We start from the raw sequence: 14,401 nt of genomic DNA on the forward strand, positions 1-14,401 counted from the left end.
GCGGGAAACCGCTTTTTTAAATTCTATCAATTGATAATATGTTATAATTAAAGAATAAGGATGTGGTTGGATTGAGTTATCCATTTGTTAGTGTGATTGGTGCTGGACTTGCTGGAGTTGAAGCAAGTATTCAACTTGCTAATCGTGGTATAAATGTTAAACTATATGAAATGAAAAAAATAACCAAAAGCCCTGCCCATCAATTAGATACTTTTGCAGAACTTGTCTGTTCTAATTCCTTTCGTAGTAATTCAATTGAGAACGCTTGCGGGCTTCTAAAAGCGGAATTAAGGCTATTAAATTCAGCAGTCATTCAAGCCGCTGATGTAAATCAAGTTCCAGCGGGAAGTGCTCTTGCAGTAGATCGTGATTTATTCTCAGAATATTTAACTAAAGAGATATATAATAATCCTTTAATAGAAGTAATAGATGAAGAAATTAAAAATATCCCAGAAGGATTTGTTATCATTGCGACTGGCCCCTTAACCGCAAATCCTCTTTTTGAAAGCATTAAGAAGTTAACCGGAGAAGATTCTCTTTATTTCTATGATGCAGCTGCTCCGATAATCGAATTTGATTCCATTAATATGGAGAAAGCTTATTTTAAAAGCAGATATGATAAAGGAGAAGCAACTTATATCAACTGCCCCATGACAAAAGACGAATATGATAGCTGGTATGAAGAAGTTTTGCATGCAAATTGTGTAATCCCGAAGGATTTTGAATTGAAAGTATTTGAGGGATGTATGCCCTTCGAAGAAATTGCAAGAAGAGGATACAATACCTTATTATATGGACCAATGAAACCAGTAGGTCTTAGGAAATTAGATGGAACGAGACCATATGCAGTTGTTCAATTACGTCAAGATAATGTATCTGCTAGTTTATATAACATTGTAGGGTTTCAAACACATCTTACTTTTTCAGAACAACTAAGAATAATTCGATTAATTCCAGGACTCGAAAACGCCAGAATTGTTCGATATGGAGTGATGCATAAAAATACGTTTATCAATGCGCCAAAAATTTTGAATCGATATTATCAAATTAAAAATCACCCAAAGATTTTTATTGCGGGACAATTAAGTGGCGTAGAAGGATATGTTGAATCCATTGGTTCTGGAATGATTGCAGGAATCAACATGGCCAAACTCGTAAAAGAGAAAGATTTAGTATCTTTTCCTAGAATGACCGCTCTAGGAGCTCAAGCTTTTTATTTAGAGAATGCAGAACCACTTTACTTTCAACCCATGAATGTCAATTTTGGTATTTTTCCTCCTTTTGAAGAAAAACACAATAAAAAGCAAAGAAAAGAATTAATGGCAAATAGAAGCATTGAAGCATTAAAGCAAATGTTGGAGGTGAATTTATTTGAGTAATCAAGAAATCATAGAAATGTATCAATCTTATCTAATTAACCAAAGAAATTATTCAAATAATACAGTTATCGCTTATTTAAATGACATTCAAACGTTAACACTATTTTTAACACAAGAAGATTTAGGTGATTTATATCACCTTTCAGAAAGAATATCACGTTTTTATATTTCGTTTTTACACAATGATTATACTCCAAAATCTATACGCAGAAAAATTAGTAGTGTAAAAACACTCTATGCGTATTTGATTGATGAAAAATATCTTAAAACAAATCCATTTCATAATGCAGTATTGCCCAAAGAATCTAAAAAATTGCCAAAATTTATATACGAAAATGAAATGAATGAATTTCTCAATCGAATCGATGAATCTACATTGGCTGGAAGACGAAATATTGCTATTTTTGAAATTCTATATGGATCTGGTCTTCGTGTAAGTGAATTAATTAATATTAAAATTAAGGACATTGATTTTGGATCTAAAACCATTTTGGTTCACGGAAAAGGATCTTTAGACAGATATGCACCAATACACGATGAAATTATTCTTAAAATAAAAAATTATCTAGTATTAACTAGACCCGTTTTAAAATCAAGATCATTAAAAGAAGAAGACGGGTTTTTATTTGTTAATTTCAAAGGAAATCATTTAACTGACCGAGGAGTGCGAGTTATTTTAGAATCGGAATTAAAGAAACAAGCATCGACATTGCATATTTCTCCTCATGCGTTTAGACATTCCTTTGCGACGCATCTATTAAATCACGGAGTGGATTTAAGAACCGTTCAAGAACTTTTAGGACACGCTAGTTTATCTACCACTCAAATTTATACAAAAGTATCAAAAGAACAATTAAAAGAGGTCTATATGAAAAGTCATCCAAGGGCAAAATTAAAATGATACAATTTAAATTAATATGTGTGGGGAAGATAAAAGAAAAATACCTAAAAGAAGGTATTGATGAATATTTAAAAAGACTCTCTGCTTTTGTGAAAACAGATGTGATAGAAGTTTTGGAAGAAAAAAGTACAGGTCAAATTTCTGAAAGTGATATTACAAAAGTAATAGACGCGGAAGGAATCAAAATTATCGAAAAGATTCCAAATGGATCGATTGTTGTGACATTAGAAATTGAAAAAGAACTTTTATCAAGTGTAGAATTAGCTGATTGGATTAATCAAACAAGTATATACCATTCTTCTCAAATTTGCTTTATCATTGGAGGATCTTATGGTTTATCAGATGAGGTAAAAAAAAGAGCAGATAATGCCATCTCTTTTTCCAAGATGACATTTCCTCATCAACTTATGAGACTTATATTATTAGAGCAGCTATATCGGAGTATAACTCTTTTAAATCATATAACATATCACAAATAAAACATCACTTTAAAAAGTGATGTTTTTACTATTATGTTAATTCATAAATATTTGTAATAATTTTTTTGACAATTTCTACTGCTTGATCCATTTCTTGAATAGAAATGTATTCAAATGGCCCGTGATAGTTGTATCCACCCGTTCCAAGGTTAGGACAAGGCAATCCCATATAGGTCAGTCTAGCACCATCTGTGCCTCCACGAATCGGTTCAATAATTGGGGTTAATCCTTGATCTGTGATGGCTTTAATCGCAATATCAATAATTTCTAAATGATTATCTAATTTTTCTTTCATATTAAAGTAAGAATCAGTGATTTCTAAGATGGAAGTATTTTTTCCATACTTATTGTTGATGAATTCACAAGCGTTTAAAAAATCCTTCTTTTGGCTTTCAAATATCATTTTATCATGATTACGAATGATATAGTCTAAAACCGTTTTCTCAACATTTCCTTGAATTCCATGTAAATGATTGAATCCTTCGTAATTTTCAGTAATTTCTGGGCGCATAAATTTTGGAAGTAATTGATTAAATTCAAAGGCAAGTTCAATGGAGTTAATCATCTTGTTTTTCGCGCTTCCTGGATGGACTGATTTGCCATTAAAAATGACTTTAGCGCCTGCGGCGTTAAAATTTTCATAAGCAATTTCACCAACCATTGAACCATCAAGCGTATAAGCAAAATCAGCATTCACTTTGTTAACATCAAGATAAATCGTCCCGTTTCCTACTTCTTCATCAGGGGTAAAAACAATCACGATTTCTCCATGAATGAAATCAGAATGTGTTTGAATAAATTCAACTACGGTCATAATTTCAGCAACTCCGGCTTTATCATCAGCTCCAAGTAAAGTCGTCCCATCCGTTACGATTAAATCTTCTCCAATATTTCTTATTAACGAACTAAACATAGTTGGACTAAGTACAATATTGGTTTCTTCGTTTAACACAATATCTTTTCCGTCATATGATTGAATAAGTCTTGGTAATACATTTTCTCCACTTGCATCAGGAGAAGTATCTAAATGTGCGATAAATGCAACACAAGGTATTTTTTTTAAAGTATTGGCTTTGATTCTTCCAATCAAATAGCCAAAATCATCTACTTCAGAAGATACACCTAAATTTGTTAATTCTTCTTTTAAAAAGTTGGCTAATTCTAATTGAGAAGAAGTAGAAGGGTATGTTTTTGAAGAATCACTGGATTGAGTATTAAATTTTACATAATTTAGTAAGCGTTCGTATGCACGCATGATATCACCTCTTGTATTTTATTATACTACATCTTATTTTGTTTTTGTTTTATTAAGTTTCTAATCTCAAAAAAACATAGTACTATCATAAAAAATGAAGTAACGAAGAAATAAAATTCTAAGTAAAATTAAAAATAAATTGGAAAATTTAATATAAAAGAAACGGTATAAAAAGACTCTACTTTTATGTAAATCATTGAGACTCTGTGGTATAATTATAAAAAAGCAGGTGAAATAGATGCTTGACCTTCAATTTAGTAAAAAAACCATCAGAGGAACTTTCGCAAATCAATTATTAAGATTAGTCAGTAAGTTTCCGGATATTAAAAAACATCATCCAGTTAATTTTGGCAGATTATATACGACCGAACTAACAGATACTTTTCGTTTTCCTAAAAATATTGTCGCAAATCAAATAGAGTTTCATACTGCAAAAATGGAATGGATTTATAAATCAAACAATATTGGAAAAAATATTATTCTTCAGTTTCATGGGGGAGCATATGTTTCTGGATATAGTGATATTTATAGAAAATCAGCTTTAAAATATTTAAGCTTAACTTGTAGTTGTAGCGTTTTATCTCTTGATTACCGTTTGGCGCCGATTCATCCATTTCCTGCTGCTTTTGAAGATGCCATTGCTGCTTATGATTTTGTTATAAGCAAAGGCTATCTTTCTGAAAACATTATTTTAGTTGGAGATTCTGCTGGAGGGGGATTGGTTCTTGCTTTGGGGTTATATTTAAGAGACCAACAAAGAGTTTTGCCAAAGGCAATTATTACAATGTCTGCTTGGACAGATTTAGCGGCTGAAGGCGAATCTTACCTTCGAAACATTAAATTAGATCCGTTACTAGGTGAAAATACAGATCCACTTGATGTAAAAGGATATATTGGACATGAAGACATTCATAATCCATATATTTCTCCTGTCTATGGACAGTATCATAATTATACAAATTTAATGATGCATGTAGGAAGTAATGAAGTATTAGAATCAGATACGTTAAGTGTCGCAAAAATAGCAAGCGATGCCGGAAACAATGTAAAAGTGACAATTTATAGAGGAATGTTTCATGTGTTTCAATTAGCTTTTGGGTTAATTCCTGAAGCAAAAAAGGCATGGAAAGAAATTGGAAAGTATATTGAAACACAATTTACGTGTAACTTGGAACGTTAAAAGGGAGTAATTTAATATGGGAAAAGACATTTTATATAAAGACTGGTTTAAGCTGGATAATTCTGCGAAAATTTTTCCTGCAGTTTCCAATAAAAGAGAAACAAATACATTTAGAGTGCAAGTGATTTTAAAAGAAGAAGTGGATATTGATTTATTACAACTCGCCGTAGATGCAATTTTAGAAAGATACCCCATGTTCAAAGTTCGGTTAAAAACCGGATTGTTTTGGAGTTATTTAGATTACAATAGTCGGCCTTTTTATATTGAACCGTTATCATATCAAGTATGTGGTAATTTAAGTCCTAAAGAAAATAACGGATATTTATTTAAAATATTTTATCGAAATAAATTGATAGCTTTAGAGGCTTTTCATTCATTAACGGATGGAACAGGTTCTTTCATGATGTTAAAATCAATTCTCTATGAGTACTTTATTTTAAAAGGATATAATGTATCTCCAGATAACATGATTTTAACAAAAGATAGTCTTCCTTCTATGGAAGAATATGAAGATAGTCATAGTACATATTATAATGCTAAGAACCGACAACACGTGAATGAAAAAAAAGCGTTTGGAATAAAAGGAACGCCAATTTCTGGGGATAATATTGGGCTTATTTCAGGAACAATTTCGACGGCAAAAATGCTAGAATTAGCAAGAAAATATCAAGCTACGGTTACTGAATATATGGCTGCGCTTATGATGCATACCATTTATGTCACTCAAATTCAATACAGAGAGCATTTAAAGCAAAACCAAAAACCTGTGAAGATTTTTGTCCCAGTAAATTTAAGAAAACATTTTCCTTCAAAAACGTTAAGAAATTTTTCTAATTTTGTAAAAACAGATTTAGTTATGAACCGATCTGATATTACATTTGATGAAATACTTACACTGACAAAAACACAATTCAAACAAGGAATGACAAAAGAAGAATTAATTCGAAAAATGAGTGAAAATGTCGCTTTTGAAAAAAATATATTTTTAAGAATGACTCCTTACTTTCTAAAAAAATATGTATTAAAAATTGGATATCAAATGATGGGGTTATCGCTTAATACAATGAGCCTTACCAATCTTGGGAAAATTGATTTCCCCGAATCGATGATTCCTTATATTTCTGATATCACTGCAGCTGTTTATTCAGGAAAATTTAATACTTTAAATTGTTCTATCGCTTCTTTTGGAAATAAATTCAAGATTACATTTACGAGATCAATTATTGAAACAACCATTGAAAGAGAATTTTTTAGACATTTTTCAAAATTAGGATTTGAAGTTGAAATTGAAAGTAATTTTGTGGAGGAATATTAATGAAACATTGTGATAAATGTCAAGTTGACGTAGATACTACTCAAAAATATTGTCCTTTGTGTCACCAATTATTAAAAGGCGAAGGGGATTTAACAAATCCAGAATTATATCCAGAATACATTCCACAAAGAAGACAAGTATTACCTTTGACCAAAAAAATACTTTTATTTGTGACCGTTATTGCGATTGTGACATTAATTGGAATCAATTTATTTGACGGAAGTAATACTTTTTGGAGTTTAATTCCGCTTGGAGCTATTTTATATTTTTGGACCATTGTTCGCTATGGAATTTTATCGAAACAAAACATTGCTTTTAAATTAGCTTTTTTAACATCCATTTTAATTATCATTTTGAATCTTGTGGATCAAGCTTATGGAGATGTCCAAGGATGGGCTTTAAATTATGTGACGCCGATGTCCCTTCTTGCCTGTAATTTGGCAATTTCATTTATTATTTGGATCAAAAGAATTAATTATCGAGATTACTTATTTTATTTGATGACTATTATTATCTTTTCCATTATTCCAATTGTCTTATACCTATTTGATGTTATTACAATTCTATGGCCTTCCATCACAGCTTTAGGTCTTGCAGTCTTTATTTTATTGTTTATCATTTTCTTTTTTCCAAAATCAATAAAAGATGAGATTAAAAAAAGATTCCATTTATAAAAAGAAGAGATAGCAAATTTGCTATCTCTTATCAATTAAAGCCATTAAATTGGTGTCTTTTTTTTCAAAAAGTAGTTTGTTTAAGTAAAACAAAGGATTTGTTGAATCTTGAATGGTAAACCAAATTTTTGTAGAAACCAAAGCTTGAAAATGCAAATTATATTTTTTATTTAAAGATTTTTGTCCATACAATGGATCTCCTATTAAAGGATGTTCAGCAAACGCCATGTGAGCTCTTATTTGGTGAGTTTTACCTGTAATCAATTCAACTTCTAAAAGAGAGCAATTGTTTTTTTCAGTTAGAACTTTGTAAGAAGTGATAATTTTTTGACCATTTTCAATCTTTTTATCACTTAGTCGTACAACAGAATTTATTTCATCTTTTAAGAGGTAAGCAGTAAGAATCGCTTCAGGATTTTGAAAGTAATTTAAGACAAGACATTGATATATCTTATGAATTTCATTATTTCTTGAAAGTTGATTTAATATAGAAATGGATTTTTGAGATTTTCCAAGCAGTACAAGGCCAGATGTGTTAAAGTCCAATCTTGTAATTACTGCATATTCTGGATGTTTTAGTGCAGATAGTAAGTCAGGCTCTTTATGAAGCTTATCAGGATGAGAAAGCATTTTAGGTGGTTTATCCACAATTAAAATAAGATCATCTTCATAAAAAATATTTATTTTATTTTGGTTTAAAATCATAAAGAATCACCTCTAATTTAGATAAGACGATAAGAAAAACTCGAAATTAATCGAGTTTTTTTAACCTACTAGAATTTTTTCGGGAGCGTAATCGACACTCGATACATATGGATGACCCCAATTTCTATTAACAATACCAAAAATAGTGATTGGGCCTAATCTACCTAAAAACATCAGTAAAGACAATATGACTTTTGATGCAGGCATTAAGAACGGAGTAATTCCCATCGAAAGTCCAACGGTTCCAAAAGCAGAAATGGTTTCAAAAAGCACTTTAATAAATGGCATTTCATAGTTTGGATTATGTGTTTCAATTTGGGATACAGCAATAAAAACGATAAAAGTAGAAGCCATAGCAAGCAAGGCTAATGTAAATGCTTTTGCACGCGTATCATCGTCAATTTTTCTGTTTTTAACAATGGTTGGTTTCCCTCTTAGAAAACTTATAGTAGAACGGAAAATGACATAGAATGTAGTCGTTTTAATACCACCACCAGTAGAGTTTGGGGAAGCACCAATAAACATAAATACCATAATGACAGCTAAAGTAGAATAAGAAAATAAGTTCATATCAATGGTCGAAAAACCAGCAGTTCTTGTGGTAATACTTTGAAAGATTGCTTGTAAGAAAGTAACGTTTTTATACTCAAATACAAAAATGATAACTGCACCAGTAACGATTAAAAACAAAGTAGTTTTAATAACAATTTTAGAATAAAGCGTCAAATTTTTCCACTTTCTTTTTTTTAAGATGTCTTGAATGACAATGAAACCAATACCACCTATCACAATCATAAGCATCGTATTTATATTTAAAATGATGTTCGATTTATAGGCCATCAAACTTGTATCACCCAAGATATCAAAACCGGCATTATTAAACGAAGAAATAGAATGAAATGCACTTAATCCCAGTGCTTTAAAAAATTCAAAATCTTGAATAAATACCGTAAAATTAATAATCATTCCAAAAAATTCGATGATCAGAGTGGTAAAGACAATGGATCGAACCAAGCGTACCATTCCTGAAATGGAATATTGGTTTAAAGCTTCTTTGAGTACGTATCGTTCTGTGACGCCAATTTTTATTCCTAAAATGACTAAAACATAAATGGCGATGGTAACAATTCCAATACCACCAATTTGAATTAATAAGGCTAACACAAATTTGCCAAAGACAGATAGGGTTATTGATAAATCCGAAATGGTTGATAGCCCCGTTACGCAGACTGCTGAAGTTGACAAAAATATAGCATCAACCCAAGAAATAAATTGACCTTCTTGAACAGAAAATGGCATTTTAAATAAAATGATTCCAATAAAGATAATACCTAAAAAACTCATTACAATTATTACTAAAGGAGATAGTTTTTTCTTTTTCATAGTAGGAACTCCTTTCGTCGGATTTCATTAAATAATGATAAAATATCGTTAAGTATTATACTACTTTTATGTTTATTACGCAAATGGTATTAGAGAAAGCGTATGGATTTCAAAATAGAAGGCTCCATTTGATTTGAAATCATGATATAATAATGATATCTTACAGGGAGGTAATCATTATGTTAATTCTATTAGGACCAAGTGCATCTGGAAAAACAGAATCAGCAAAAATCATGGTTAATCGATATCCTATTTCAAGAGTAGTGACCAGCACTACAAGACCAAAAAGGATAAATGAGATTGAAGGATTTGACTATCATTTTTTATCAGAAGATGATTTTATTATGAAAGAAAAAAAACAATATTTTGCAGAGACAGCTATTTACAACGGGTTTCGTTATGGAACTCCATTGAATGAATTAAATGACGACAAATTAATTATCCTTGAACCAAAAGGATTAAAATCTTTTTTAGAACTTAAAAAATGTGTCATTGTCGCTATTTTTCTTAAAACACAAGAAGAAAAAAGAATTGAAAGAATGATGGAAAGAAAAGATAACCCTGTAGATATAAAAAAACGAATTGAATCAGATCGAATCGATTTCAATTTAGATGAAATCAAAGGCCTTGATTTAGTTATTGATACTACAAATATCACGTTACCAAATTTAGCGGACAAAGTTTATCAAAGTTATAAAGATATTTTAAAAGAGAAACAACAAGGTTATAAACAAATATCTTTGTTTTATGAAGGAAGCGAGTAATAAATGAGCGATATCTTGATTCGATATGCAAATGAAAATGAATGTCCACTAGTTTTAGATTTTATTAAAGGCATTGCAAAGTATGAAAAAATGAGTGATCAAGTAGAAGCAACTGTAGAATCATTATATGAAGCTATCTTTGTCAAAAAGGACTGTAAAGTCCTTATTGCTTTTAAGTTAGATGTTCCGATTGGATTTGCTTTGTTTTTCTATAATTTTTCAACATTTAAAGGAAGAAAAGGATTATACTTAGAAGATTTATTTATCTATCCTGAATACAGAGGATATAGCTATGGGAAACAATTAATCACACATTTAATACATATTGCAAAACAAGAAAATTGTGGCAGAATGGAGTGGGTCTGCTTAGATTGGAATCAAAATGCAATAGATTTTTACGTGAAATTAGAGGCAAAACCTTTGACAGAATGGACGATCTTTCGGTTAGATGAAGAAAAATTTAAATAACCTAAGCAAATCAATAGATTTATAATATAAATTTTGGTAGAATAGATGAGAATAATATGAAATTATTTTAGGAGGAAACAAACAATGCCAATAAAAATTACAAGTGAAAATTTTAAAAAAGAAGTATTAGAATCCGAAGTTCCCGTAATAGTGGATTTTTGGGCAGCATGGTGCCGCCCTTGCCTAATGTTAGGACCAATTATTGAAGAAATTGGACAAGACTTAGAAGGTAAAGTTAAGGTAGCTAAAATAAACGTTGATGAAGAAGGACATTTAGCAAATCAATTTAAGATTTCTAGTATTCCAACGGTAATGATGTTTAAAGATGGAAAAGCTGTAAGCCAAGTAGTAGGATTACTAAGAAAAGAAGATTTGTTAAAACGTCTAGGATTATAAGATGTTTGACATTATAGTCGTCGGTGGAGGTCCTGCAGGGGTATCCGCCGCCATCTATTTAAAGCGATTTAAACTTGATGTTGCGATTATTATGAAAGATATGGGAACCTTAAAAAAAACAGATCACATTGAGAATTATTATGGGTTTCCTGATCCAATAAAAGGACAAGACTTATTTGAAAATGGAATAATACAAGCCAAAAGGTTTCTTATTCCAATTTTCACAGAAGAAGTACTAAATATTGATTATTTTGATACCTTTACAGTTAAAACGAATATAGGTGTTCATGAATCGAAAACGGTTCTTTTGGCCACTGGAGCTAATCGTGTAAATTTAAGGGTTAAGGGCTTTCAAGATTACGTAGGAAAAGGAATTTCTTACTGTGCTATTTGCGATGGATTTATCTATAGAAATAAAAAGATAGGCCTAATTGGAAGTTCTGAATTTATGCTAGAAGAACTTGAAATTTTAAAAAATTTCAGTTCAGAAATTACAATTTTTACAAATGGCGCTACTTTAGAAGTAGATGTATCGGGATATAATGTTGTATCGGAACCTTTGACATTAATCAAAGGAAAAGAAGTTATTACTTCCGTTAATACACAAAATCAAGAGTATCTTGTAGATGTGTTATTTGTGGCGATGGGAACCCCTTCTGCAGCAGATTTTGCTTTAAGAATGGGTGCTTTTATCAATAAAAATGATATCGTCGTAGATGACAATTTTATGACCAATATTCCTGGATTATTTGCGGCAGGAGATTGTATTGGAGGATTGCTTCAAATTGTCAAAGCAGCCGATGATGGAGCCAAAGCAGCACTGGCAATCAACAAATATTTGCGACACGTTACGTCTTAGTCTTTGACTAAGGCGTTTTCTTTTACGACTTGTTCTAAATGACTTGTTTTCAAGATATTTTTTTGTGATATAATAAGTATATATATAAATATATATAAGGAGAAAATCATGGACGAGCTAAAAACATTTCGAAATGAAATTGATTTAATTGACGAACAAATGCAAACATTATTTCTCAAAAGAATGGAAATTGTAGAGTCCATTGCCAATTTTAAAATGGCAAATGATTTAACAGTGTATGATCACAATAGAGAAGAAGAAGTCATTCAAAAAAACCTCTTAAAAATTGAAAACTCTGAATTTTTCGAATATTATGAAGAAGTATTAAGAACCATATTAAAAGTGTCAAAAGAATACCAAAAAAGATTAATAATAAGGAGTACACTATGAAATATATAGATCTTAGAAGCGATACAGTTACTCACCCAACGCTTGAAATGAGACAAGCAATGTTTGATGCGCTTGTTGGAGATGATGTTTTTTCTGACGATCCAACCATGAATGAATTAGAAGAATTTACAGCGAAAATGTTAGGGAAAGAAGCTTCTGTTTTTGTTCCTTCTGGCACCTTTTCAAATCAATTAGCATTGTTTACTCACTGCAATCAAGGAGACGAAGTTATCTTAGATCAAAATGCTCACATTGTGGTTCATGAATCAGGGGCGTCTTCTGTTATTGCCAGCGTTCAACTATTTGCTCTTGAAAGTAAAAATGGAATATGGGATTTAGAAAAATTCGAACGATCTATAAAAGTTCGAACCATTTCAACTACCAAAACCAAGCTTGTATGTATGGAAAACGCCTATAATGGGACTGTTTTACCACTGGAGTATATGAAGAAAGTTTATGAAATATCCAAACGACATGGCTTAGCAGTTCATTTAGATGGAGCTAGAATTTTTAATGCGGCTACCGCTTTAAAGTGTCACGTTTCTGACATTGCTAAATATGCAGATTCAGTAAGTGTTTGTTTATCAAAGGGACTCGCCTCTCCAATTGGAACCTTATTAGTTGGATCACAAGAATTCATTGATGAAGCAAGATTGAAACGAAAAATGATGGGTGGAGGAATGAGACAAGTAGGAATTTTAGCGGCCTGCGGCAAAATTTCTTTAGAAAAAATGTCTAGTAGATTAGAAGAAGATCATAAAAACGCACGTTACATGGAACAATTATTAAAAACCGTTAAAGGGATTAAAATAGACGAGACTCAACGAGAAATCAATATGGTATTTTTTGATATTGAGGATAACAGAAAATATACACTAGACACTTTTTTATTTGAACATGGAGTAAAAATACTTCCTTATGAAGGAGCTTTTCGCTTTGTGACTCATAAAGATGTTGATGTAAAAGACATTGAAAAAGCCATTCAACTTGTAAGGGAATATTTTTCGTAAATGAAACTTCTTTTTACTTCGAAAAGACAAACAGATTTAGATTTGTCTTTGTCTACGTTATACCGAAAAGCTTATCGAGCAATTATTTATCAAAACAAGAAATTATTGATGATAAAAAGTCAAAAATTTGGAGAAGTTAAATTTCCTGGCGGAGGAAAAAATAAAGGCGAAAAAGCGTTTGATGTTTTAAAAAGAGAAGTATTAGAAGAAACGGGATGCTTGATAAAAACTAAAATAACTCCCTTTGGGGAAACATTAGAATATGCAAAAGATTATGAGAATGTTTTTGATTTATTTAAACAAAAATCTCTTTATTACATTTGTAAAATTCATAATAAACGTTTTTCGTTAGCTCTTTCAGACTATGAAGTAGAATATGGATATGAACCAATTTGGATTTCAATAGAAGAAGCTATTGAAATAAATATGAATGTATTATCTAATGATTATATTCCTTGGAAAGAAAGAGAAACACTCGTGTTAGAAATGCTTTTAGAAATGAGGGATTTGATTGAGAATTAATGTGTTTATCAGTTCAAAAGGATATTGTTCAAGAAGACAGGCAGATAGATTAATCCTTAATGGGAAAGTGTTTATCAATGGCATACAAGCAGACATTGGGCAAGATGCAACCGAAAACGATGAAGTGATAGTAAATGGTGAATTGATTAGCAAAAAGCTAGATTATATCTACCTGGCTTTTCATAAGCCCAAAGGGATTGTATCGACTACCGATGAAACAAAAAAAGGCAATATAATTTCTTATCTAAATTATCCAGAACGTATTTTTCCAATTGGAAGATTGGACAAAGACAGTTCTGGATTAATCTTGTTGACAAATGATGGTCAAATTGTAAATCCAATTTTAAGAAGCGAATTTAATCACGAAAAAGAATACATCGTTTTTTTAGACAAAGAAATTAATTCTAATTTTTTAAGTGCGATGGAAAAGGGTGTAACCATTTATAACCCTGTTAAAAATGAGTATACACTAACAAAACCAACAGTTATCAAACAATTATCAGTAGATTCCTTTTCAATTGTATTAACTCAAGGGCTAAATTTACAAATTCGCAGAATGGTAAAATCGCTTGGGTATCAAGTTCGGTCTTTGCATCGAATTCGGATAATGAATATCTTGCTTGAAAACTTAGATGTAGGTAAATTCAGGCCACTTTCTTTCAAAGAAATTGAAGAGTTAAAAAACCTAATTCATATAGAATAACATGCCAAATTCTTTAAA

Annotated in this window: 17 protein-coding genes; 14 read left to right on the forward strand and 3 right to left on the reverse strand. The window is 31.0% G+C overall.

Features of this window, described 5'->3' with window-relative positions; translation table 11 throughout:
- The first annotated feature begins 71 nt into the window (after positions 1-71).
- The 3 genes from trmFO to rlmH are packed head-to-tail and all read left to right on the forward strand — an operon-like array spanning position 72 to position 2,759.
- On the forward strand, positions 72-1,379 hold the full coding sequence (gene trmFO, locus KJ971_00665) for a methylenetetrahydrofolate--tRNA-(uracil(54)-C(5))-methyltransferase (FADH(2)-oxidizing) TrmFO (GenBank protein ID MBU1144353.1): 1,308 nt from the start codon (positions 72-74) through the stop codon (positions 1,377-1,379).
- Entirely contained in the window at positions 1,372-2,280 is a 909-nt protein-coding gene (locus tag KJ971_00670; GenBank protein ID MBU1144354.1) for a tyrosine-type recombinase/integrase, read from the forward strand. The genes trmFO and KJ971_00670 overlap by 8 nt, the downstream gene beginning before the upstream one ends.
- On the forward strand, positions 2,280-2,759 hold the full coding sequence (gene rlmH, locus KJ971_00675; GenBank protein ID MBU1144355.1) for a 23S rRNA (pseudouridine(1915)-N(3))-methyltransferase RlmH: 480 nt from the start codon (positions 2,280-2,282) through the stop codon (positions 2,757-2,759). Before KJ971_00670 ends, rlmH begins: the two co-directional genes overlap by 1 nt.
- Before the next feature lie 31 nt (positions 2,760-2,790).
- Here the strand turns inward: rlmH and pepT are convergent, their stop codons facing one another.
- Entirely contained in the window at positions 2,791-4,014 is a 1,224-nt protein-coding gene (gene pepT / locus KJ971_00680; GenBank protein MBU1144356.1) for a peptidase T, read from the reverse strand.
- A 238-nt stretch (positions 4,015-4,252) separates the two neighbouring features.
- Here pepT and KJ971_00685 point away from each other — a divergent pair, with 238 nt between their 5' ends.
- The 3 genes from KJ971_00685 to KJ971_00695 are packed head-to-tail and all read left to right on the forward strand — an operon-like array spanning position 4,253 to position 7,183.
- Positions 4,253-5,194, forward strand: a complete 942-nt coding sequence (locus tag KJ971_00685) for an alpha/beta hydrolase (GenBank protein MBU1144357.1) — start codon at positions 4,253-4,255, stop codon at positions 5,192-5,194.
- 16 nt (positions 5,195-5,210) lie between these two features.
- Complete coding sequence (locus KJ971_00690) at positions 5,211-6,509, forward strand: hypothetical protein (GenBank protein ID MBU1144358.1); 1,299 nt, start codon at positions 5,211-5,213, stop codon at positions 6,507-6,509.
- Entirely contained in the window at positions 6,509-7,183 is a 675-nt protein-coding gene (locus KJ971_00695) for a hypothetical protein (GenBank protein ID MBU1144359.1), read from the forward strand. Before KJ971_00690 ends, KJ971_00695 begins: the two co-directional genes overlap by 1 nt.
- Before the next feature lie 21 nt (positions 7,184-7,204).
- Here the strand turns inward: KJ971_00695 and KJ971_00700 are convergent, their stop codons facing one another.
- Both KJ971_00700 and KJ971_00705 read right to left on the reverse strand, forming a co-directional pair.
- On the reverse strand, positions 7,205-7,888 hold the full coding sequence (locus KJ971_00700; GenBank protein ID MBU1144360.1) for an RluA family pseudouridine synthase: 684 nt from the start codon (positions 7,886-7,888) through the stop codon (positions 7,205-7,207).
- A gap of 60 nt (positions 7,889-7,948) precedes the next feature.
- Complete coding sequence (locus KJ971_00705) at positions 7,949-9,271, reverse strand: H(+)-transporting ATPase (protein MBU1144361.1); 1,323 nt, start codon at positions 9,269-9,271, stop codon at positions 7,949-7,951.
- Between the two features lie 179 nt (positions 9,272-9,450).
- On the opposite strand from KJ971_00705, the gene KJ971_00710 reads away from it, so the two are divergent.
- The 8 genes from KJ971_00710 to KJ971_00745 all read left to right on the forward strand — a co-directional run bounded on the left by KJ971_00710 (position 9,451) and on the right by KJ971_00745 (position 14,383).
- Complete coding sequence (locus KJ971_00710) at positions 9,451-10,035, forward strand: hypothetical protein (protein MBU1144362.1); 585 nt, start codon at positions 9,451-9,453, stop codon at positions 10,033-10,035.
- Positions 10,036-10,038: 3 nt separating this feature from the next.
- Positions 10,039-10,503: a GNAT family N-acetyltransferase gene (locus KJ971_00715; protein ID MBU1144363.1), complete on the forward strand. Its 465-nt coding sequence runs from the start codon at positions 10,039-10,041 to the stop codon at positions 10,501-10,503.
- Between the two features lie 84 nt (positions 10,504-10,587).
- Positions 10,588-10,899, forward strand: a complete 312-nt coding sequence (trxA, locus tag KJ971_00720) for a thioredoxin (protein ID MBU1144364.1) — start codon at positions 10,588-10,590, stop codon at positions 10,897-10,899.
- A 1-nt stretch (position 10,900) separates the two neighbouring features.
- Positions 10,901-11,758: an NAD(P)/FAD-dependent oxidoreductase gene (locus KJ971_00725; GenBank protein ID MBU1144365.1), complete on the forward strand. Its 858-nt coding sequence runs from the start codon at positions 10,901-10,903 to the stop codon at positions 11,756-11,758.
- Between the two features lie 108 nt (positions 11,759-11,866).
- Entirely contained in the window at positions 11,867-12,148 is a 282-nt protein-coding gene (locus KJ971_00730; protein MBU1144366.1) for a chorismate mutase, read from the forward strand.
- Positions 12,145-13,158, forward strand: coding sequence for a low-specificity L-threonine aldolase (gene ltaE, locus KJ971_00735; GenBank protein ID MBU1144367.1), 1,014 nt, complete (start codon positions 12,145-12,147; stop codon positions 13,156-13,158). Before KJ971_00730 ends, ltaE begins: the two co-directional genes overlap by 4 nt.
- A complete protein-coding gene (locus KJ971_00740; protein ID MBU1144368.1) occupies positions 13,159-13,680 on the forward strand; it encodes an NUDIX domain-containing protein in 522 nt (173 codons plus the stop codon).
- A complete protein-coding gene (locus KJ971_00745; GenBank protein MBU1144369.1) occupies positions 13,670-14,383 on the forward strand; it encodes a pseudouridine synthase in 714 nt (237 codons plus the stop codon). The genes KJ971_00740 and KJ971_00745 overlap by 11 nt, the downstream gene beginning before the upstream one ends.
- Positions 14,384-14,401: the final 18 nt, after the last annotated feature.

Source organism: Bacillota bacterium, assembly GCA_018818595.1.
Taxonomy (GTDB): domain Bacteria; phylum Bacillota_I; class Bacilli_A; order Izemoplasmatales; family Hujiaoplasmataceae; genus JAHIRM01.